The sequence below is a fragment of the Pedobacter soli genome (genome assembly GCF_900101435.1).
GTDB lineage: Bacteria > Bacteroidota > Bacteroidia > Sphingobacteriales > Sphingobacteriaceae > Pedobacter > Pedobacter soli.
Genome location: NZ_FMZH01000001.1, coordinates 247791 through 270426 on the forward strand (window position 1 = coordinate 247791; position 22636 = coordinate 270426).

The 22636-nt window shown below is 39.2% G+C and carries 21 protein-coding genes; 8 read left to right on the forward strand and 13 right to left on the reverse strand.

The features are described 5' to 3' along the window. Positions 1 to 113: 113 nt before the first annotated feature. On the reverse strand, positions 114 to 926 hold the full coding sequence (gene kdsA / locus BLR37_RS00935) for a 3-deoxy-8-phosphooctulonate synthase (RefSeq protein ID WP_090763366.1): 813 nt from the start codon (positions 924 to 926) through the stop codon (positions 114 to 116). A 155-nt stretch (positions 927 to 1081) separates the two neighbouring features. After that, positions 1082 to 3271, reverse strand: a complete 2190-nt coding sequence (recQ, locus tag BLR37_RS00940; RefSeq protein ID WP_039483164.1) for a DNA helicase RecQ — start codon at positions 3269 to 3271, stop codon at positions 1082 to 1084. 91 nt (positions 3272 to 3362) lie between these two features. On the opposite strand from recQ, the gene BLR37_RS00945 reads away from it, so the two are divergent. Together BLR37_RS00945 and BLR37_RS00950 are read left to right on the forward strand one after the other, a co-directional pair. Next, the gene (locus BLR37_RS00945) at positions 3363 to 4331 is read left to right on the forward strand and encodes a KpsF/GutQ family sugar-phosphate isomerase (protein ID WP_208599579.1); all 969 of its coding nucleotides are present in this window, start codon (positions 3363 to 3365) and stop codon (positions 4329 to 4331) included. A 14-nt stretch (positions 4332 to 4345) separates the two neighbouring features. Further along, on the forward strand, positions 4346 to 5437 hold the full coding sequence (locus tag BLR37_RS00950) for a mannose-1-phosphate guanylyltransferase (protein WP_090763369.1): 1092 nt from the start codon (positions 4346 to 4348) through the stop codon (positions 5435 to 5437). A 441-nt stretch (positions 5438 to 5878) separates the two neighbouring features. Here BLR37_RS00950 and rlmB read toward each other — a convergent pair whose 3' ends face one another. Then, a complete protein-coding gene (gene rlmB / locus BLR37_RS00955) occupies positions 5879 to 6646 on the reverse strand; it encodes a 23S rRNA (guanosine(2251)-2'-O)-methyltransferase RlmB (RefSeq protein ID WP_090763372.1) in 768 nt (255 codons plus the stop codon). A 200-nt stretch (positions 6647 to 6846) separates the two neighbouring features. On the opposite strand from rlmB, the gene dnaB reads away from it, so the two are divergent. Then, complete coding sequence (dnaB, locus tag BLR37_RS00960; RefSeq protein ID WP_039483176.1) at positions 6847 to 8409, forward strand: replicative DNA helicase; 1563 nt, start codon at positions 6847 to 6849, stop codon at positions 8407 to 8409. Positions 8410 to 8833: 424 nt separating this feature from the next. Here the strand turns inward: dnaB and chrA are convergent, their stop codons facing one another. Both chrA and BLR37_RS00970 read right to left on the reverse strand, forming a co-directional pair. Further along, the gene (gene chrA, locus BLR37_RS00965; RefSeq protein ID WP_090763375.1) at positions 8834 to 10051 is read right to left on the reverse strand and encodes a chromate efflux transporter; all 1218 of its coding nucleotides are present in this window, start codon (positions 10049 to 10051) and stop codon (positions 8834 to 8836) included. Between the two features lie 35 nt (positions 10052 to 10086). Continuing rightward, complete coding sequence (locus BLR37_RS00970) at positions 10087 to 10422, reverse strand: tetratricopeptide repeat protein (RefSeq protein WP_090763378.1); 336 nt, start codon at positions 10420 to 10422, stop codon at positions 10087 to 10089. A 62-nt stretch (positions 10423 to 10484) separates the two neighbouring features. On the opposite strand from BLR37_RS00970, the gene BLR37_RS00975 reads away from it, so the two are divergent. From BLR37_RS00975 to BLR37_RS00995, 5 genes are all read left to right on the forward strand, one after another. Then, positions 10485 to 11222, forward strand: a complete 738-nt coding sequence (locus BLR37_RS00975; RefSeq protein ID WP_039482575.1) for an electron transfer flavoprotein subunit beta/FixA family protein — start codon at positions 10485 to 10487, stop codon at positions 11220 to 11222. A gap of 99 nt (positions 11223 to 11321) precedes the next feature. Then, on the forward strand, positions 11322 to 12290 hold the full coding sequence (locus BLR37_RS00980) for an electron transfer flavoprotein subunit alpha/FixB family protein (RefSeq protein WP_039482578.1): 969 nt from the start codon (positions 11322 to 11324) through the stop codon (positions 12288 to 12290). Positions 12291 to 12346: 56 nt separating this feature from the next. Next, on the forward strand, positions 12347 to 12961 hold the full coding sequence (locus BLR37_RS00985) for a bifunctional nuclease family protein (RefSeq protein WP_039482582.1): 615 nt from the start codon (positions 12347 to 12349) through the stop codon (positions 12959 to 12961). 172 nt (positions 12962 to 13133) lie between these two features. Further along, complete coding sequence (locus tag BLR37_RS00990; RefSeq protein WP_090763381.1) at positions 13134 to 14513, forward strand: nucleoside permease; 1380 nt, start codon at positions 13134 to 13136, stop codon at positions 14511 to 14513. Positions 14514 to 14539: 26 nt separating this feature from the next. Continuing rightward, positions 14540 to 15670, forward strand: coding sequence for a DUF3667 domain-containing protein (locus BLR37_RS00995; protein ID WP_090763384.1), 1131 nt, complete (start codon positions 14540 to 14542; stop codon positions 15668 to 15670). 183 nt (positions 15671 to 15853) lie between these two features. On the opposite strand, the gene BLR37_RS01000 is transcribed toward BLR37_RS00995, so the two are convergent. From BLR37_RS01000 to BLR37_RS01035, 8 genes are all read right to left on the reverse strand, one after another. Beyond that, a complete protein-coding gene (locus BLR37_RS01000) occupies positions 15854 to 17143 on the reverse strand; it encodes a citrate synthase (protein WP_090763387.1) in 1290 nt (429 codons plus the stop codon). Between the two features lie 132 nt (positions 17144 to 17275). Further along, positions 17276 to 17806: a DUF3347 domain-containing protein gene (locus BLR37_RS01005; RefSeq protein WP_090763390.1), complete on the reverse strand. Its 531-nt coding sequence runs from the start codon at positions 17804 to 17806 to the stop codon at positions 17276 to 17278. Between the two features lie 97 nt (positions 17807 to 17903). After that, positions 17904 to 18449, reverse strand: a complete 546-nt coding sequence (locus BLR37_RS01010; RefSeq protein WP_090763393.1) for a porin family protein — start codon at positions 18447 to 18449, stop codon at positions 17904 to 17906. A 150-nt stretch (positions 18450 to 18599) separates the two neighbouring features. Next, complete coding sequence (locus BLR37_RS01015) at positions 18600 to 19103, reverse strand: hypothetical protein (RefSeq protein WP_039482601.1); 504 nt, start codon at positions 19101 to 19103, stop codon at positions 18600 to 18602. 119 nt (positions 19104 to 19222) lie between these two features. Then, positions 19223 to 20152 (reverse strand): tRNA (adenosine(37)-N6)-dimethylallyltransferase MiaA, encoded by a 930-nt coding sequence (gene miaA, locus BLR37_RS01020; protein ID WP_090763397.1) that lies wholly within the window; start codon positions 20150 to 20152, stop codon positions 19223 to 19225. Beyond that, positions 20152 to 20934 carry a hypothetical protein gene (locus tag BLR37_RS01025; RefSeq protein WP_090763400.1) on the reverse strand — a complete coding sequence of 261 codons (783 nt, stop codon included), beginning with the start codon at positions 20932 to 20934 and terminating at the stop codon, positions 20152 to 20154. The genes miaA and BLR37_RS01025 overlap by 1 nt, the downstream gene beginning before the upstream one ends. A 54-nt stretch (positions 20935 to 20988) precedes the next feature. Continuing rightward, complete coding sequence (locus BLR37_RS01030; RefSeq protein WP_090763403.1) at positions 20989 to 21351, reverse strand: hypothetical protein; 363 nt, start codon at positions 21349 to 21351, stop codon at positions 20989 to 20991. A gap of 51 nt (positions 21352 to 21402) precedes the next feature. Then, positions 21403 to 22497: an MBL fold metallo-hydrolase gene (locus BLR37_RS01035; protein ID WP_167356524.1), complete on the reverse strand. Its 1095-nt coding sequence runs from the start codon at positions 22495 to 22497 to the stop codon at positions 21403 to 21405. Positions 22498 to 22636 lie beyond the last annotated feature (139 nt).

The window sequence follows — 22636 nt, forward strand, 5'->3', positions numbered from 1 at the left end:
GTGAGGTCAGATGTTCCCATCTGACCTTGATAAGTTTAATTACGTTGCTAAGCAATTGCTTTAAGATTGCCATCCGATAGCTATTGGATCAAGCTGACAATGACGACTGGCTATTAAAGTATCGCTTGTCTGATGCGAATTAATTTTGTTAAAGTTTCTTCCAATAAATCTAAATGCAGCATGTTCGCTCCATCCGATTTAGCATTAGCCGGATCAGGATGTGTTTCAATAAACAAACCGTCTGCACCAACAGCAATAGCCGCTTTGGCAATAGTTGAGATCAGTTCGGGCTTACCGCCGGTTACGCCACTGCTCTGGTTAGGTTGCTGTAAAGAGTGTGTACAATCCATCACCACAGGTACACCAAAACTTTGCATTTCGGGTAAACCACGGTAATCAACAATCAAATCCTGGTAACCAAAGGTATTTCCGCGATCGGTTAAAATAACCTTATCATTTCCGGCTTCTTTAATTTTCTCCACAGCAAATTTCATTGAACCCGCCGATAAAAACTGACCTTTTTTTACGTTAACTACTTTACCGGTTTGGGCAGCTGCAATTAACAAATCAGTTTGGCGGCACAAAAACGCAGGAATCTGCAATACATCTACGTAAGCAGCAGCCATTGCAGCCTCATCGCTTTCGTGAATATCGGTTACCGTTGGCACACCAAACTCGCGACCAACACGCTCAAGGATTCTTAAAGCTTTTTCATCGCCGATACCAGTAAATGAACTGCCTTTACTCCTGTTGGCCTTGCGGTAAGAGCCTTTAAAAATATAAGGGATTTGAAGTTTATCGGTAATGGTAATAATCTTTTCGGCAATACGCATGGCAATTTCTTCGCCTTCAATAGCACACGGGCCAGCCATTAAAAAGAAATTTCCTGTATCGGTATTTTTAAGTTTATCTAAGTAGTTTATCATTGTTGAGATGTGAGACCTGAGATGTGAGACCTGAGAATGAGTTACTCATCTCTAATGTCTCATATTTCCAATCTAATTTTTAGTATTGAGATGTGAGAAATGAGATATTAGAATGAGTTTGTCTCAAATCTAATGTCTCACCTCTCATATCTTGCTTAATTTCCTAATTCTGACATGAATTTAATGCGCATCAGCTGAATTTCTTCGCGCGTATAATCAGTTTCGCCAAGCTCGTTTAAGGCTTCGTCAATAGAATCGCTTTCAGCAGCCCTGAAATAATCGAAAACCTCGTCCTGTCTGTCATCATCAATCACTTCATCGATGAAATAGTTCAGGTTCAGCTTTGTTCCGGAGTTTACAATCGATTCTACTTCTTTCAATATTTCCTCGTAAGTAATGCCTTTTGAATCTGCAATATCTTCGAGGCCAATCTGGCGGTCGATATTTTGGATGATTGATACTTTCATCTGCGATTTATTGGCCTGGGTTTTAATAATCAGGTCGATAGGGCGCTCAATGTCGTTATCCTCCACATATTTTTTAATCAGTTCGATAAAAGGTGTACCAAATTTCATGGCTTTACCAGAGCCTACACCCGAAATCTGGCGCAATTCTTCCATGGTGATGGGATAGTGCGTGCACATTTCCTCTAACGATGGATCCTGGAAAACCACAAATGGAGGTACATTTTTTTGCTTGGCGATTTTTTTTCGTAAATCTTTAAGCAGCGATAACAGATGCGTATCTAAAGCACCCGGGCCTTGTTTAACGTCATCATCATCATCGTCGGCACCACTTTCAATCGGCTCATTTAAAATAAACTTCAGGCTGTAAGGATTAACAATAAAGTCTTTCCCTTGTCTGGTTAATTTTAATAAACCATAATTATCGATATCCTTGTACAGGAAGTTATTTAAAACGGCCTGACGCACAATTGATTTCCACATCAACTCGCCATCTGCTTTCCCAATTCCAAATTCGGGCACTTTACTGTGCTCGTAAGCAATGGTTTGGGCGGTTTCTAAACCTAAGAAAACATTTAGTAAATGCGCATCGTCAAACTTCTCTCCCGTTTTTTCGATGAATTTTAAAAGCGTAGACAACTGATTTTCAGCATCGAACTGTTTTTTAGGCTTTTTGCAGTTATCGCACATGCAGTTACAGCCTGTTTCGTTAAAGTTTTCGCCAAAATAATGCAAAATCTGTTTACGGCGGCAAACGCCCGATTCGGCATAATCAATTACCTCTTTTAATATCTGTGTACCAATTTCCCTTTCAGAAACCGGTTTATCTTTCATAAACTTGGCCAGCTTATCTACATCTTTTTGCGAGTAAAAAGCGATACAAACCCCTTCGCCGCCATCACGTCCGGCCCTACCGGTTTCCTGGTAGTAACCTTCCATGCTCTTAGGCACATCGTGGTGGATTACAAAACGAACGTCAGGCTTATCTATTCCCATACCAAAGGCAATGGTCGCTACAATTACCTCGGCATCTTCCATCAAAAACTTATCCTGCGTTTCGGCCCTTACTTTCGCATCCAGACCAGCATGATAAGGCAAGGCACTGATCCCATTCAAATTTAAAGCTTCGGCTACTTCCTCTACTTTTTTACGGCTCAGGCAATAAATAATCCCCGATTTACCCGGATTTGATTTGATGTATTTGATAATCTCTTTGGTAATATCGCGCTTGGGACGGATCTCATAAAACAAGTTTGGCCTGTTAAATGACGATTTAAACAGCGTAGCTTCCGTCATCCCAAGGTTTTTCATAATATCCTGCTGTACTTTTGGCGTAGCAGTAGCAGTTAAAGCGATAATTGGAATATTATTGCCTAAACCTGCAATAACCTGCTTAATTTTACGGTACTCAGGCCTGAAATCGTGCCCCCATTCAGAGATACAGTGTGCCTCATCTACCGCAACGAAAGAGATCTTAATCAGGTTTAAAAATTCAATATTATCTTGCTTCGCCAGCGATTCGGGCGCAACATACAATAATTTGGTCTGACCGCTTAAGAGATCAGATTTAACTTGCGTAATTTCAGATTTATTGAGAGATGAATTCAGAAAATGAGCGATACTGTCATTTCCACCAAAAGCCCGTAACTGGTCTACCTGGTTTTTCATTAAAGCAATTAACGGAGAAATCACAATTGCCGTTCCTTCGCTCATTAAAGCTGGTAACTGATAGCAAATCGACTTCCCTCCGCCTGTTGGCATAATCACAAATGTGTTATTGCCTTCTAAAATATTTGTTATGATCGACTCCTGATCACCCTTGAAATTGTCAAACCCGAAGAAATTTTGTAGGTTATCAAATAACGACTTTTTCACGTCCATTTTGTGTAATAAAATATGCGATGCTATTTTTCTATCCAAAATAACATAATTTTACAAGAATTTCAAGTATTAACAGACAATTATTTTCTCTTTGAAAAGTAAAAAATCAATTATACAATCGGCTATAAGCACCCTGGAGCTCGAAGCAGCAGCAATAATGAATGTTGCCCGGAACATTAACGATGATTTCGAAAAAGTGATAACCAGTATTTTACACTGCAAGGGACGTGTAATTGTAACCGGAATTGGCAAAAGCGCCATTATTGCCCAAAAAATTGTGGCTACTTTTAACTCAACCGGTACACCGGCCATATTTATGCATGCTGCCGATGCCATTCACGGCGATCTGGGTATGATCCAGATAGACGATGTAATTATCTGCCTTTCCAAAAGCGGTAATACCCCCGAAATTAAAGTGCTTGTTCCTTTACTTAAAACCTCGGGCAATTTGTTAATTGGCATGGTTGGCGAATTGAGCTCCTTTCTCGCAGAACAGGCTGACCTGATTTTGAATACTGCTTTTGAAAAAGAAGCCTGTCCACATAACCTGGCTCCTACTACCAGTACCACTGCACAGTTGGCTTTGGGTGATGCCCTGGCTATTTGTTTGCTCGAATGCCGCGAATTTAACGAAGCCGATTTCGCCAAATACCACCCGGGTGGATCGTTAGGTAAAAAACTTTATTTAAAAGCAAGAGACCTGGCCCTATCCAATGAAAAACCGTCTATTTCTCCTGCTGCTCCGGTAAAAGATGTACTGATTGAAATTAGTAAAAACCGTTTGGGTGCTGTGGCTGTTGTAGATAACAGTAATCATATACTTGGGGTAATTACTGACGGCGATATCAGGAGAATGTTGGAAAACAACAATACAATTGAGCATTTAAAGGCCGAAGATATTATGGGCAGAACACCTAAAAGCATCCAGCATGATGCTTTGGCTGTAGATGCCCTGGAGATTATCAAACAAAATAACATTACACAGTTGTTAGTTCTGGAACAAAACACTTACTTTGGCATCATCCATTTACACGACCTCCTAAACGAGGGGATAGTGTAATTTTAAAACATAAAATGAATAAAGATTATTATGCCTTAATTATGGCTGGCGGCGTAGGAAGCCGTTTTTGGCCGGTAAGCAGAACAGAATACCCTAAACAATTTATCGATTTCTTTGGCGTTGGTAAAACGCTGATACAGAGCACTTATGACAGGTTTTTAAAGATCTGTCCGCCTGAGAATATTTTTATTGTTACCAACGAAATTTATGTCGATTTGGTAAAAGAACAGCTGCCCCAATTAAGCGAAAACCAAATATTAGCAGAGCCTTTACTTAGAAATACAGCTCCTTGTATTGCCTACGGAAGTTTAAAAATTGCGGAGTTAAATCCCAATTCAACCATTGTTGTTGCCCCTTCCGATCATACCATTGGTAATATGGACGAGTTTGTCAGATCCATTGAACAATCGCTTGATGCAGCATCAAAAAACGACTGTCTGATTACTTTGGGCATTAAACCTAACCGTCCAGATACGGGATATGGCTACATACAACATACTGATTACGTACTCAATACCGATACCGACCTGCATAAAGTTAAAACCTTTACAGAGAAACCCAACCTTGAACTGGCTAAATCATTTATCCAGAGCGGTGATTTTTTATGGAACGCAGGGATTTTCATCTGGTCATCTAAAGCAATCCTAAAAGCTTTTGAAAAACATTTGCCTGATATGTATGAAATATTTAATGTAGGCAGAGCAGAATTGAATACGGGAGGCGAAAAAGAATTTATCAATAATGCTTATTTCCAGTGTACCAATATCTCTATCGATTTTGGTATCATGGAAAAAGCAGAAAATGTCTATGTGCTTCCTGCCGATTTCGGCTGGTCGGATTTAGGCACCTGGGCTTCGATTTACGAAATGGCCGAAAAAGATTATGTAGGTAATGCTGTAATCCCATCAGAGCAGGTAATTATGTTCGATTCTTCGAACTGCATGGTCAACGTACCTAAAGACAAACTGGTTATTTTACAGGGCCTGCACGATTATATTGTAGTAGAAAACAACAACATGCTAATGGTTTGCCCAAGAAACGAAGAGCAACGTGTTAAAGAATTTGTTGCCGAAGTGAAGTCGCGTTTCGGCAATAAGTTTATTTAAAAGAGGTAAGATGTGAAAGTTAATATGGAAGATGTAAAGTAAATCTGAACATCTTCCATATTAAGTAATTTTATCATTAAGAAATTAAGCGCATTAAGGTTTTATTCAGCATGCACTCTCTATTGGTCATTGAAGTTTGAACATTGGTTATTTACCTTCATCCTCCCTTTTCCATCTTCCATATTAAATCGCTTCACCATTAAGAAATTAAGCGCATTAGGGTTTAATTTATGATCCTGTCTAACGCGCTTGCCATTGAAAATTGGAATTTGGTTATTGGTTATTTACTTCCATCCTCCCTTTTCCATCTTTCATATTAAGTAATTTCATCATTAAGAAATTAAGTACATTAAGCTTTTTATTTATGATCCTTTTTAATGTATTCGCTTTTGGTCATTGAAGTTTGAACATTGGTTATTGATTATTGACCATCCCCTTACCTTAAATCGTTCTTTGTCTGATTGCTTCGTATAAAATTACCCCGGCAGCTACCGATACATTGAGCGATTCGATTTTACCAGCCATAGGTATTTTAGCCAGATGATCGGCTACCCTTAGCAAATCGTTCGAAATTCCTTCATCTTCCGACCCCATTACAATTGCTGTTGGCATGGTGTAATCAGGCGCATAAATCATATCGTTAGTTTTTTCGGTGCAGGCAACTACCTGTAAGCCGCTATCCTGTAAAAACAAACAGGTTTTGTGCAGGTTGGCATGACGGCAAATGGGAATGCTAAATAAAGCACCTGCTGATGTTTTAATGGCATCGGCATTAATCTGAGCTGCATTTTTTAGAGGCACAACAATGGCATGAACGCCTACACAGGCAGCCGTACGGGCAATCGCGCCCATGTTACGGACATCGGTCACACTATCCAGCACCAGAACGAGCGGCACCTCTCCTTTTTCAAAAACAGCAGGTATTATGTCTTCAATATTTTGATAGGTAATAGGTGATATTACCGCAATAACTCCCTGGTGGTTTTTCTGCGACATCCGGTTCAGTTTCTCAATCGGAACTGAGTTTAGCGGAATTAAGGTATCTTTTAAAAGCGCCTTTAACTCTAAGAACAATTCGCCACCCAAACCACGTTGCTGATAAATGGTTTCGATATCCCTGCCGGCTTTAACAGCCTCTATTACAGCCCTGATCCCAAATATAAACTCATTATTCTCTTTTGCGCGTTGCGGTCTTCTAAAATTATCCATGTTTTGAAATTGTTAGGCAAAAGTATTCAAATAAAATCTTTTAGCCCTTATCTATATTATTCTTATTCACATTTAATTGTTCAAAAAAAAATATCCCGGTAAAAAACCTCAAAAAAATCAATTTGATTATGCTTCAATTTGTTAACAAACAGTAACAACTAATTCGAGCAAGCCCGTCAAAATTTAATTACTTTTGTGGAATGAGTAACGATAACGAACAAGGCGGAAAAAACAGCTTCGCTGCCCGAAAGGCCAGACTAAGCAACACCATTAGTGCACAGGGAAAAATCCCACCACAGGCTTTAGACCTGGAAGAAGCAGTTTTGGGGGCGCTTATGCTCGAAAAAGATGCCCTATCTGCGGTAATTGATGTTTTAAAACCTGATGTTTTTTACAACATTGCCCATCAGAAGATTTTTGAGGCGATTCATATTCTATTCCAGAAATCGAAACCGGTAGATATTTTAACCGTTACTTCAGAATTGCGCACCATGGGTGCCTTAGAAATTGTAGGTGGTGCCTATTATATTACGAGCTTAACCAACCGGGTAGCTTCGGCGGCAAACATCGAATTTCATGCCCGTATCATTTCACAAAAATATATCCAGCGCGAGCTGATCAGAATATCTACTGAAATTATAACCAACGCTTACGAAGATACTACCGATATTTTCGATTTGCTTGACCAGGCCGAAAAAGGACTTTTTGAAATTGCCCAAAACAACCTGCGTAGAGATACCCAGAAAATGGAAGATATCGTGAAGCAGTCGCTGGCATCGCTTGAAGAGCTAAGAACCAAAACTGATGGTTTAACAGGCGTACCAACTGGTTTTACAGGCTTAGACCGTATTACCGGTGGTTGGCAGAAACAGGATTTGGTAATTATCGCTGCCCGTCCGGCGATGGGAAAAACGGCATTCGTACTAACCTGTGCACGTAACGCCACGGTCGATTTTCAAAGACCTTGCGTGGTGTTCTCGCTCGAGATGTCGTCGGTACAGTTGGTTAACCGTCTTATTTCCGGAGAAGCCGAAATTGAGCAGGAAAAAATCAGAAAAGGAAATTTACAGGAATGGGAATGGCAACAGCTACACAGCAAAATTGGCCGTTTAACTGAGGCTCCCCTGTTAATTGATGATACACCGGCACTAAATATTTTTGAGTTCAGGGCCAAATGCCGGAGGCTAAAATCACAATACGATATTCAATTGGTAATTGTCGATTACTTGCAGTTAATGCATGGTAAAGGCGAAGGTAAAGGTGGTGGTAACCGTGAGCAGGAAATTGGTAGTATATCAAGGGCCTTAAAATCGGTAGCTAAAGAGCTCGATGTACCTGTACTGGCGCTATCGCAATTGAGTCGTGCGGTAGAGAGCAGACCAGGTTTACAAGGAAAAAGGCCAATGTTATCCGATTTACGTGAATCGGGATCAATTGAGCAGGATGCGGATATGGTATTGTTCTTATACCGTCCTGAATATTATGGTATTACCGAAGATGAGCAAGGCAGATCGCAGGCGGGTATTGGTGAGGTAATTATAGCCAAACACCGTAACGGTGAAACCGGTATTGTACCACTTAAATTCGTTGGTAAGTTTGTTAAATTCCAGGATCTGGAAGATGATTTTGATGCACCACCAAGTTCTTTTGCAGCCGATCCATCAGCAGGAATGTATCCATCGCAGGATTTTGAAAAGCAAAGCAATGTGATAATCCGTCCTTCAAAAATGGATGATTACAGTGATGATGATCCACCGTTTTAATAATCACTGGGTATCCCGGGCCTCCCAGTGAATCCTATTGTGTGTACACTTTTTTGCAATTCCTTTTACAGTATCGTCATTGCCAGCTTGATCCGATAGCTATCGGATGGCAATCTTAATGCAATAGCGAAACATACTTAAGGCTAGGAGACTCCTAAAGGTGTTCAATCCCGATTTCCCATCGGAATTGGAGCGCCAACATACCTAAAGCGCACTGTCAGTCCTGCAATGCCTTTTACGAAATCCTGTATGCATCAAAAAACAGCGAGTCCAATCACAGGATAAAAATCAAGACAAGTAATCAAAGGGCCTTCAACAATGTTTGAGCAGGTCCTTCGACAAGCTCAGGATGACAATTCAATCTTTAGATATAATTATATCTTCAGCCTATATCATTTGAGGCTATTATTAACCTTAAGAACTACTAAAACAAATAGGCCAATAAAATCCCTGCTAACACAATAATGGGCGGGCTCACTTTTGTAAAGTTGAGCAATAAAAACGTAACCAGCATAATCCCTAAAAACAGCCAGTTAAACCCCATAGGGATTAGCAGGAGTATAAATGCGGCAATAATAAAACCTACGCTTACCGCATTAATGCCGGAAAGACTGTGTTTAATTCGGGAGATTTTTTTAAGGTCATCCCAAAAAGGTACGATAAACAATACTAAAATTAATCCCGGTAAATTAATACCGATTACACCAATCAAGCCCCCTAAAATCTGCCCCCAAAGTCCATAGCCAAAATTCTTCATGCTTAATGCACCGAGATAACTGGTAAAAGAAAAGGTTGGTCCGGGCAGTGCTTGCTGCAGTGCAAAGCCAGATAAAAATCCCGTGGCATGCAGATAGTGTTTCATTTCTACAAACTCGGTAAACATCAGGGGCACCAAAACCTGTCCGCCACCAAAAACCAGTATGCCGTTACGGTAAAAATTCTCTAATAAACGGATTGGCAAACTGAATGGCGATGTACGGTTAATGATTGCACCAACCAGGGCAAACAACAACAAGGCGCCTAAAAAATAGATCAGTTTTTTAGGGTTAACATTCGAAAATAATTTAACCCTCAACTCTGTTTCCTCTTTTGGGGTTTCTATGGCCGATGAGATCATCCCACCAATTAAAATGGATAAAGGAAACACGTAGGCGTTGCGCAGCACCAGGGTGGCAATAACCGAAGCTACTGCCAGAAATATTGCTACCTGCGAAGAAAGCACCTTTTTACCCAGTTGCCAGGCGCCATAAGCCACTATACCGAGCGCAATGGGCTGTATATATTCCAAAATTGCATTGAACTTCTGCTTCTGATCGAGCATGGCATAGCTGATTGCAGCAAAAGTCATGATGCTGGCTGTCGGTAAAATCCAGATCAGGAAAGTAATGATAGCCAGTTTCAACTTACCTACTTTCCAGGCTATCCCTACCAGTGTTTGCGTAGAGGCAGGCCCCGGTAATACCTGCGCCAGTGCATTTAACTCTAAAAGCTCCTCTTCCGAGATAAATTTAGTGCTCTGTACAAAATACTTAAGCAATAAAGCCAGGTGCGCCTGTGCCCCGCCAAAAGAGGTGAATGTAAAAAAAATAACATTCCGGATAAACAGCCACTGCTTTTTGGCAGCAATAGGTTTGTTTTGCATGAATTAAAACTGATAACTGTTAACTAAAAACTGACCTAGTCATCTTCGTAATCCAATCCGGCTGCTGAGTTGTAGGCCCCTTGCAATTCGGAGAAAGCATGCATATCGCGCTTATTGCGTGCCACTTGCATTCCCTTTTGATAAATTTCGATTGCTTTTTCTTTCTGGTTGTCTTTTTCCAATAACTTGCCCAGATGGTAATAGGTACCTACATAATCGGGATGCTGATCAGTTAACTGAAGGTAAAAAGAATAGGCTTTTTCTTTATCATTTTGTGCGTTATACTCTGTGGCTAAGGCATATAGTATAAACGGATCGTTCGGATCGCTTTCTAAAAAATCTAATAACTTACTTAAACGGGTAGTTGACATTTTATTTCCTTGCTTTTTTAATTAAATTTGCAGAAAGACCTTATATAATAAACATATAACATATGAAAATATTAGTTTGTATCAGTAATGTGCCAGACACAACGACAAAAATAACTTTTACCAACGATAATACCGAATTCAATACTGCAGGTGTACAATATATTGTTAATCCTTACGATGAAATTGCTTTAGCAAGAGCGATTGAGCTAACTGAAGGTGGTAAAGGAACGGTAACCGTTATCAATGTTGGCGAAGCAGCCAACGATCCAACCATCAGAAAAGCACTTGCTATTGGTGCCGATGATGCTGTTAGGGTAAATGCAGCTCCAAGAGATGCCTATTTTGTGGCGAAGCAAATTGCTGAATATGCTAAAGACAAAGATTTCAATGTTATTTTAACCGGTCGCGAATCTATTGATTACAATGGAAACCAGGTTGCTGCCATGGTTGGCGAATTTTTAGATATCCCTTCTGTATCGATCATCAAAAAATTAGATATTGATGGCGATACTGCAACTATCGAAAGAGAAATTGAAGGCGGTAAAGAAGTATTAACCGTTTCGGGTAAGTTTGTAGCCAGCTGTGCAGAAGGTGTAGCTGAGCCTAAAATTCCGAACATGCGTGGTATTATGAGCGCCAGAACAAAACCTTTGGCTGTTGTAGAAGCGGTTGCTATTGATGAAGTAACCAAGGTAACCAAATATGAAACCCCTGCCCCTCGCGGAACGGTTAAATTAATCCCTGCCGATCAGACAGAGCAGTTAATCAACCTGTTACATAGCGAAGCTAAGGTAATCTAATCAGCTGGCAGTTAGCAATTTTCTTTGCTAAGCCTAGCAGAAATAAATCAATAATCATAAATTAAAAATACGCCCGCTAAGGGAATTAAGGATAAATATATGTCAGTATTAGTATATGTAGAACAGGCTGAAGGCAAATTTAAGAAATCTGTATTCGAAGCGGTTTCTTACGCCAAAGCCATTGCCGATCAACAAGCTACCAGCTTAACCGCTATTTCAATTGGTGATGTTGCCGAAAGCGAATTAAAAGAACTGGGTAAATATGGTGCAGCTAAAGTTTTAAATGTAAGCGCCGATCAGTTAAAATCTTTTGTTAACCAGGCTTATGCAAGCGTTATCGCTGCTGCTGCCGAAAAAGAAGGCGCTGCTATTGTGGTATTATCTAACTCATTCTCTGGTAAAGGTTTGGCACCACGTATTGCGGTAAAACTTAAAGCAGGATTAGCCGATGGTGCTGTTGAACTGCCAAGTACAGATGGTAAATTTGCCGTTAAGAAAACAGCTTTCTCGGGTAAAGCTTTTGCTATCACCGAATTAACGTCGGCTAACAAAGTAATTGCTTTAAATCCAAATGCTTTTGGCGTTAAAGAAAACGCAACTGATGCCGTTATCGAAAACTTTAGTGCTGATATTAAACAATCAGACCTGGGTACTGTTATTAAAGATATTGTTAGGGCTACCGATAAAGTTTCGTTACCAGATGCCGAGCTGGTAGTATCAGCCGGAAGAGGTTTAAAAGGTCCGGAAAACTGGGGAATGATTGAAGAACTTGCCGGTTTATTGGGTGCCGCTACAGCTTGTTCAAAACCGGTTTCTGATGCAGACTGGAGACCACACTCAGAGCACGTTGGCCAAACTGGTATTGCCATTAGCCCAAATTTATACATTGCTATTGGTATTTCTGGCGCTATCCAGCATTTGGCAGGCGTAAGTTCATCAAAAGTGATTGTAGTAATTAACAAAGATCCGGAAGCACCTTTCTTTAAAGTGGCCGATTACGGTATTGTTGGTGATGCTTTTGAAGTGGTACCTAAATTAATTGAGGCATTAAAAGCACATAAGGGATAATATAAACCTTCAAACCTCGCAGGTTTTTAAAACCTGCGAGGTTTTGAAAAACAAATATGAAAAAAGTCAAATTAGATATTGTAGGTTTATCTTACAGCCAGACGCAATCTGGTGCTTATGCCCTTGTTTTAGGAGAAGTAAATGGACGCAGGCGCCTTCCCATTATTATTGGTGCCTTCGAAGCCCAGGCTATTGCCATAGAAATTGAAAAAATGACTCCTAGCAGGCCATTAACCCATGATCTGTTTAAATCGATGGCTGATACTTTTCATATCAACATCCAGGAAATCATTATCTATAATCTGGTTGATGGCGTTTTTTATGCCAAACTGATTTGCAGCGACGGCAAAAATACCCACGAGGTTGATGCCCGTACTTCGGATGCTATTGCATTAGCCGTGAGGTTTAATGCGATGATTTATACCTACGAATTTATCCTGGCTTCTGCAGGTATTGTAATCGAAGGAAATGATTTTCTTTTCCTCGAGAATATGGATTCGATTGCTAAAGAACCCGAAGCCGACACCTTGCCAACTTCGGGCCAGCAACAAGGCTTTGGCGATCTTACGGTAGAAGAGTTACAGCAAAAATTACAGGAAGCTATAGCCGAAGAAGCTTATGAAAAAGCTGCCCGCTTAAGAGATGAATTAAATAAACGCGGAACTTCATAGTTTCTGCCTTCAGTTATTATCCATAGCCCGATCTTTCAGATTTTTTTCTACAAAATCTCTGCTATAAAAAAGCTAAAGTCCAAAATGAGCCAGATTGTGTAAAATAATTAGGCTCATTTTGGATTATGTTTTAAAATAGTTCTATATTCAGCTTTTAAACTAAACTATTATTATGAACGTTAAGTTTCGCTTAACTATAATGAGTTTCATGCAATTCTTTGTATGGGCTGCCTGGTTAATTACAATTGCAAATTATTGGTTCGGAACCAAACAATGGGATGGCGCCGATTTTGGGATCATTTTCTCTACCATGGGTATTGCCTCGCTGTTTATGCCTACCCTTACCGGTATTTTAGCCGATAAATGGATCAATGCAGAAAAGCTCTATGCCATTTTGCACATCCTGTATGCCGCAACCATGTTTTACCTGCCTCAGGTCAATAATCCGCACACCTTTTTCTGGGTAATACTGGTAGCCATGTGTTTTTATATGCCAACCATAGCACTAAGTAACTCGATCAGCTATACCACTTTAAAAAATGGCAATTTCGATGTAGTAAAAGATTTTCCGCCTATCCGCGTTTGGGGTACAATTGGCTTTATTGCAGCCATGTGGATTACCAACTTAACCGGTAATAAAGCCAGTGCCAACCAGTTTTACATTGCAGGTATAAGTGCTTTATTGTTGGGGGTATATTCATTTACATTACCAGCTTGCAAGCCATTAAATCTAATCAGTGATAAGAAAACATTTGCACAAAAACTCGGGCTAGAATCTTTCAAGCTTTTTGCCGATTACAAAATGGCTTTGTTTTTTATCTTTTCGATGTTCCTGGGGGCTGCCTTACAGTTAACCAATGCTTATGGTGATGTTTTTTTAGATGAATTTAAATTATTCCCGGTTTTTGCCGAATCGTTTGTAATTAAATATTCTACCATCATTTTATCCATTTCTCAGGTATCAGAGACACTATTTATCCTGGCTATTCCTTTCTTTTTGAAACGATTTGGAATTAAATGGGTAATTGCCATTGCCATGTTTGCCTGGGTATTGCGTTTTGGTTTATTTGCCTACGGCGACCCATCGAGCAACCTCTGGATGATCATCACTTCCTGTATTGTTTACGGTATGGCTTTCGATTTCTTTAACATATCGGGATCGTTGTTTGTAGAAACCTCAACCACCCCAAAAATCCGTTCTTCTGCCCAGGGCTTGTTTATGATGATGACCAATGGCTTTGGCGCTGTGTTTGGCAGTTTGGTTTCAGGCTGGATGATTAGCCGCTTTTTTACCACTTATTATCACAATATTGGTTCACTATCCAAATACGTAAAAAGCGAAGCAGACAATGTACACCTGCTTAAATTTCTTAAAAATAAAGGGATTGATGTATTACCTAACGGAGATCTGAGCAGAGCCCTGGACGTAAAAGACTGGCATAACATCTGGTTAACCTTTACCATTTACGTACTCGTTATTGCAGTTGTTTTTGTCGTGATATTTAAACATAAACATACCCGCGCCGAAGTAGAAGCCATTAATCACCTATAATTTAAATAATTTCCGAATAACCTCTTATGTCAGCTGGTAAGTATAGAAAAGAACACGATTGTTTAAACTGTGGTTCGCATGTAGAATCACATTATTGCAGTAAATGTGGTCAGCCCAATTTAGAATTAAAAGAAAGTTTCTGGGCTTTTATTAGTCATAGTATTGCCCATTATTTTCATTTCGACAATAAGTTTTTTCAAACGCTGGCCCCACTCCTAACCAAGCCCGGTAAAGTTACACTCGATTATCTGGCCGGTAAAAGAGCAAGATATATCAATCCGGTAAGTATGTACATCTTCGTTTCAATTGTGTACTTCTTAGTGGTTTATTCGCCCAAACATGTAGCAAAGGAGAAGCATGAAGATGATGGTATTACAGTTGAAAAGCAAAACAGCAAGCATGTAACAGACAGTGTAAATAATGCACTCAAGCTTGCCGGAATGCCAACCGATAATGAAATTATCAAAAAGACTGTGCATTCTTTAGATAAGGCCATAAAAGTAAAAGAGTTTAAAAAACTGAGCTTCAAAGATCAGGGAATTGAACTTAACCGGATGAAAGCCGAAAATGTTACCCTAAAATCGGATTCGCTTGAAGAGGTTATCGATAATTACAACGATATCTATATCGAAAGAAACGATAGTACTTATGCGGCTTATCTGGCGCGCCAGCAAAAACTACCTTCAGATCAACAGGATAGCTGGTACGAAAAGTTAATCAAAAAGAGAGCGATTACTATTGGTGAAAAATCGGAAGTGATTCATGAAACTTTAGAGCACAACAGGCCAAAACAATACTTCTTATTGATGCCCCTGCTGGCACTTTTTATCATGTGGAATTTCAGGAAAAATCACATATACTATCTTAACCACCTGATTTTTACCATTCATGGCATGACAGCCTATTTTATTGTACAGATTTTTACTGCTCCATTGATAAAACATGTCTTTCAGAATGCCTACATCGTTACCAAAACAATTGAACTGGCTGTTTTGGTGTGGATTTGCTGGTACATGTTCAGCGCTTTAAAAGTATTCTATCAGCGTAAAACCGGCAGTATTATCTTCAAAATGTTTTGGATATTCGTACTGTATTGGATTGCGTTTAATGTATCAGAATATATTATGGTTAATTTGATTTATTACGTGGCTACGTAATATTTCTCGTCATACTGAAAACTTCTGTTCAGTTGGTTATATAGGTATTTCAGCCTAATTTTTGCCAAGCCAGAGACCCTGAATTAAATCCGATAGCTATCGGATCAGGGTGACGATTTTTAAAAAGATTACCCCACAAAAAAACCACCCGAATTTCGAGTGGTTTTTTTATGCATTTTGAAATTACTTTCTGTCTTTGATCGCAACAAACTCCCTGTCGGTTTCGCCAACGTAAATCTGACGTGGACGGCCGATTGGCTCTTTGTTTTCGTGCATTTCTTTCCATTGTGCAATCCATCCTGGTAAACGTCCTAAAGCGAAAAGAACGGTAAACATTTCTGAAGGGAAGCCTAATGCACGGTAAATAATACCTGAATAGAAATCTACGTTTGGATATAATTTTCTGTCGATGAAATACTGATCGGTTAAGGCAGCTTCTTCCAGTTTTTTAGCAATTTCTAAAATCGGATCATCAATACCTAAATTCTCTAAAATATCATCGCAAGCCTTTTTAATGATTTTCGCTCTTGGATCGAAGTTTTTATATACCCTGTGGCCAAAGCCCATCATACGGAAAGGATCATTTTTATCTTTAGCTTTCGCAATCCACTTTTCGGTATCGCCACCATCAGCTTTAATCAGCTCGAGCATATCGATTACAGCCTGGTTTGCACCACCATGAAGTGGTCCCCAAAGTGCCGCAATACCTGCAGAAACTGACGCGTACAAATTACAATCAGACGAACCTACAATACGTACGGTAGATGCCGAACAGTTTTGCTCATGATCTGCATGCAGGATCAGCAATTTGTTCATGGCATTAACCACAATTGGATTTACTTCGTAATCTTCGGTACGCTGTCCAAATGTCATCCAAAGGAAATTGGTAACATAATCATATTTATTTTTTGGATAAATAAGCGGATGACCTAAAGATTTTTTATAGATAAACGAAACTATGGTAGGCAGCTTAGCCAATAATTTAATAATGGTTAAGTTTTGCTCCTCAGCAGTTTGATTTGGCTTTAAACATTCAGGATAAAATGTAGATAAAGAGAAGATTAACGACCCTAACTGACCCATTGGATGAGATCTTGATGGATAGCCATCAAAGAATTTCTTCATATCCTCGTGAATCAGTGTGTGTTTGCTGATTTCTTTCTGAAAATCGTCTAATTGCGTTTGTGTTGGAAGATCACCGTAAATAACAAGGTAAGCTACTTCTAAAAAACTCGATTTTTCAGCAAGTTGTTCGATACCATAACCTCTGTATTTTAGAATGCCTTTTTCACCATCTAAAAAAGTGATTTTGCTTTTTGTAGAACCTGTATTTTTAAAACCAGTATCTAAAGTTACAAAACCTGTAAGATCTCTTAATTTTGAAATATCAATGGCCTTTTCGTCTTCTGTTCCTGTAATTACTGGCAATTCTATTGTCTTACCATCAACTTTGATCTCTGCAATATCTGACATATTATTGTATTGTGTTTATAGCTTTCTAAATTATATAAAATTAATATACATGCATAACAAATCTGTTAAATTAATATGAATAATTAGTCAGGAAGACGTAACAATCATGCTTAAAAAAACAAATCGTGCCTGTTACTTTGATTTGAGTTCTTCCACTACCCTTCCGCACTCCAGCATCTCGTTTCCATAATATGGATTTTTAACTTCCTTTTCTGTTGAAAGCCAGTCGCCACCATCGCCTTTATTGGCCATTGGGCAATGTTGTACATAAATAGTACCCTTTTCTATTTCAGCGTTTTTAACCAAAGCAATTAAATCGGCGCTTAAAACGGTAAAATCTTTTCTTTGCGTTACCAGATTATTGGTACCTGCAATTTTACCGGCAACCTCTGCGGTAAGCTCGCATCCTTCGTAGGCAGCCAAACTATTCTTCAAAGCTTCGGCCGTTTTTTGTGCAACCGCAGCATCAGATTTAACCAATGCATTTTTCAACTCCACATATTGGGCAAAAATTACCGATTTTTTCTCTTCTTTTATCGTAACTGTGCTTTTAACACTTACGGAATCTGTTTTTACGGAATCTTTATTTTCTGTAGTCTTTTTTTCCGATTGATTGCAGGCCATTAATGCGGTTATGATGGCTATTCCGAATATTTTTTTCATTGTATTTGGTTTTCGGCTCAAAATAGCAATTAATATGTTAAATCAATAAAAAAAGCCCCGCAAATTGCAGGGCTTTCTCAAATAAATGATATTTTAATTATAATTTAAAATTATAGCCGATACGGAGGTTGTATTGACCGGTTTTCATAAAATACAAATCGGATGCGCTATTGTTTACATATCCTTCGTAACGGGCACCAATTTCTAATCCGTTGTTCCACTCATAACCTACGCCACCGGTATAAATAAAGTTCATTTGTGCACTTTCTTTAACTGCCAGACCGGTACCCAGGCCTCCGCTTAAATACATCCTGTCGATTACATAGGTTTTAACACCGCCCATTAAAGGGATAAACTGAAAATTTAAAGGGCTGCCTTTCCATCTTAAACGGGTATAGCCGGCTGAAGCAGTAAGGGCCACATCTTTACTTAAATCATATTGCAGTTTTACATCTGCTCCATAGCCATAATCCATTTCTGAGCGATCGGGGAAAAATCCGGCATTTACACCTACGCCTATTTTAAAGGCCATGCCATTAGTGCTGCTCATTGTCTGTCCCATTTCCTGTGCCTTTAAACTGCTGGTGCTTAATATCGCAAGTGCAGTTAAGGTAGTCGCAAAAAGTCTGGTAATTGTTTTCATTGGTATCGTATTTAAGTTATCAATTAAAGGTTTAAATGATATACGGCAAAATACAATGAGCAGATTTTATATTTTCATTTTTTTCAGAATGTTATGAAATAAAAAAGCCCCCTTTAAGGAAGGAGGCTCTCATTAATATTTGTGAAATGATTACAGACTAAATCCGTAAGCTAATCTAATTCCGGCAAAACCAATACTTCCGTTATTTGAATAACCTTCATATTTGGCTGCTAAATCTAAACCATTACTCCAGGCATAACCAATAGCCGGAGAGTATACAAATGCAGTTCCAGAACCTTTATTAGTACCAAAACCGGCTCCAAGTTCTGCTAAACCATAAGCTCCTGCACCAGAATCGTTAAAGAAATACTTTGCACCTGCTTTAACAGGGATTATACCAAAGCTTCCACCTCCGTATGAGTCTTTAATAGAGAAATTGTTGTAACCTGCGGTTACCGGAATAGATAATTGTTTATCTACATTAAATTGATATCTGATATCACCACCTATCACTAAACCATATCCAGTTGTCGTTCCCGCTCCTACATTTAATCCAATTCCTAAATTCCGACTTGATTGCGCATTAACATTTGTAGTAAAGAATAAAGCCACAACAGCTGCTGATGTAGCAATAATTTTCGTAATTGTTTTCATGTTTAAGATATTGTTTTTTGAGTTAAACTAATATGCTTCAACAAACACAAAGGCTGTGCCAAAAGGGCTTTTTAAGCACTTTTAATAAGATAAAGAACGCTAAAAAGGAGTATTTGGAATTAATTAAACGATGCTGAAACTTTTTGTAATACCAGCTGTTTTAATTGATTGGTAGAAAGTGAAGCATCAAGCCAAATGATGTTTACACTGTCCTTTTCCATCTTCCTGAAAAATGTATTTTGCCTTTTGGCATACTGGCATATAGCAATACCTAACCTAAGCTTTAATTCCGCTAATGTAAGCTGCCCATCCAGGTAATTCACAATAAATTTATACTCCAGGCCGTAGAAGATGAGCATCTCTTTACTAATCCCCAATTTAAGCAACTGCGCTACCTCTTCTATTAACCCAGCTTTAAAACGCGCTTCCAATCGTTCAAGTATTTTTGCCCTGGTCACTTCAACTTCGTTCTTTAATCCAAAAATAAGTGGCTTCAGTACGGGACGGTCAACTGTTTCCAGTTCATTTTCTTTGAGATAGGCGGCAATTTCTAAAGCCCGGATTAAACGTTTTTTCGAAGATAAATCTACATGTTGTGTATTATGGCTGGCATCGCTTTGTAATTGCAACACCAGTTCTTCTTTAGTAAGCAGTTCCAATTGATTTCTTAAAGCCTGATTAACGGGAACGGCGGTAAAAGCCTGGTTTTGCAAAAGACTATGAATGTACATCCCGGTTCCACCACAAAGTACAGGCAGCTTACCTCGCTTGCTGATTTCATCAAAAGCCTGGTAAAAATCATTTTTAAAAGCATCTACATGATAACGTTCGCCTGGTTCTAAAATGTCAATGAGGTGGTAAGGAATGGTTGTTCCTTCGATAGTATACTCCTGTAAATCTTTACCCGTGCCAATATCCATGCGCTTAAAAACCTGGCGGCTATCGGCACTTATAATTTCGCCATTTAAGGCATGCGCTACCTGAACAGCCAATTTGGTTTTACCCGATGCTGTTGCACCCAAAATGATGATGAGGTTGTGCTGATCCATTAAAATTTGAGGATAAATTTTAAACTTCCGGTATTGAATATTTGTGCTTGTAATGTTCCTGCATCTTTTATTAACTGGCGTTGTAGCACAGCATTTAACTGATAATATTGAGGGGCTATGATGGCAGTCTGCAAAAAGTTAAGCCTCAAATAGGCCTCTCCAGCCGACCAATCGCGATCAGCATAGGTCATTAAATCATTAGGCTGATGTAATTCGGCAAAGTACGAAATGAGTTTGCTTAAACCACCTGTAATGGAATAGCCTGCTTTTACAGCAAACCGGATCAGCTCTGCCGACTTGTAATTTTCGGTGTGGTTCATTTTACGAAGGGCAGAAAAAGTGGCTACGGCAACCAGTTCTTCCTTCTCGAATAAACCAATTTTATAACGGCTGCTCACCGTACCTTGTAAATGGTTTTCATTTAAAAAAGCATCGGCAATGGGTTTAGCGATTTTATGAACTTTTGTTTTGCGGCCATGAATACGTTTATTCTTCCCGAGCAATGAGGTAAGCCTCGCCAATACCTGATTGGGTTTTGAGAGCCAAATATCTTCCCAAAGGTGAATGAGTTTAATGTGTTTTGCTACATACTTTTCCTGCAGCTCAATAAAATCCTGAGGGTTGAATGGATTATTTAAACTTACCAGATTAATACTTAGTTGATCAGTTAACTTTAACAGTTGAAACGGGCCTTCGAAAAAGGGCCCGGAGTTTACCTCACAAGCGGCAAGTGCATTTATTAATTGGTTGTGCCAGTTGTTATCGGAAGTTAAAATGCTCAATCACCAGAAATTTAGTTCAGAAAAAAAATCAGGTGCAAATTTAGCATCAAATTATTAAATCCACTCTTTTTCTTTGAAGTTAGTGTGTATAATTTCAATAAGGGTTTCGACTTCGCGGAGTTGGGCATCGTCGAGACTGGTATTTTTTAAACCAGCCTTATTATCGCCAAAATCTGTTAAGCGCTGGTTTGAGGCAGAAAACTCTTCGGTATTCACTTTCAGTTCTACCACATTACCGTTGATATAAACACCGGCAAAAAAACGCTCAGTTATTTTTTCGCCATTAACTGTTATATTTTTTTCACTGTACAAGTCATAACCTGTTTCAGAATTTTCGTGAACGGTATAGCCCAGTGTAGCGTAAGGCTGCAGGCCAGCCCTTATGGTTTGAAAAATTTCTACAAGATCAGTTTTCATGGCGGTATTTATTTCTGAATTAAACACCGCGATCTAATTATTGTTTAGTTTTTATGCTTCGAGCCACCAGTTTTTTGTAGGCATGTACTCATTTAAAATTACTGTTTCGCCCAAAGCTGGGGTAACCAATGGTAAATTTTTAAGTGCAGCAGCTGCTACTACCCTTTTAACGGGCTCGTTCCAGGGGTGCATGGCCAGACTGAATTTCCCCCAATGCACTGGCATTAAAACTTTTGCTTTTAAATCAATAGCAGCCTGCACAGTATCTTCAGGAAACATGTGTATATATGGCCAATAGGCATTATACTGTCCGCATTCTAATAAAGCCAGATCAAACGGGCCATAAGTTTCGCCAATTTGTACGAAGTGAGAATCGTAGCCAGAATCGCCACCTAAGAACAATTTACAGTTCACAGTTTTCAGTACGAAGGCCGACCATAAGGTTTGATTGCGTTTAAATTTCCTTCCTGTAAAATGCCTTGCGGGTACTGCTGTTAGTTCGAGGTTATGGAATAAAGTTGTCGATTGATCCCAGGCCAATTCGATAATTTTATCGGTGTTAATCCCCCATTTTTCTAAATGCTCACCTACACCAAGCGAAGTAACTATCGCTTTTACTCCCGGTGCAATGGTTAATATACTTTGGTAGTCTAAATGGTCGTAATGATCGTGGGTAATTACCAAAACATCGATATTTTTAAAATCAGCCGCTTTAACCACGTCTGTTCCTGGAAAAGCCTTACTGCCAATAAAGGAAAACGGCGATGGTGCTTTGCTAAAAACCGGATCAACTAAAATTCGTAACCCATCAACTTTCATCAGGTAAGATGAATGCCCAAACCAGATAATTTCCGGTGCACTGCTTCTGGCCTGGCTATCTAAATCCGGTTGATTAAAAGGAAGTGGTCTGTCGGGTATTTTCCCCGGATGTTTCTCGAAAAAGAAAGCCTTTAATATGGTAAAAAAACTTACACCTTCGGGTTGCATAGGTGTAACTGAAAGATTTTGTAAGGCTCCGTTACTGTAGTTGGACAATTGCTGTGTTTTGGCTAACCTTAATCCTCTTGGTAAACGGCCAAAAACAGGTAAATTGGTGATGACCAGAAATGCAGCAACAAGAAAAAGTATTATATACAGGGCTATCATGTTATTGATTAATTGGAGCAAATTATGAATATGCTTTTATAAAAATAACATGCTTTAGAGATATGACGTATGGATTACTTGTGCTTTAAAGCAAAAAAGTTCTCCGGTATTAACGCGGAGAACTTTTTAGATTAATTAA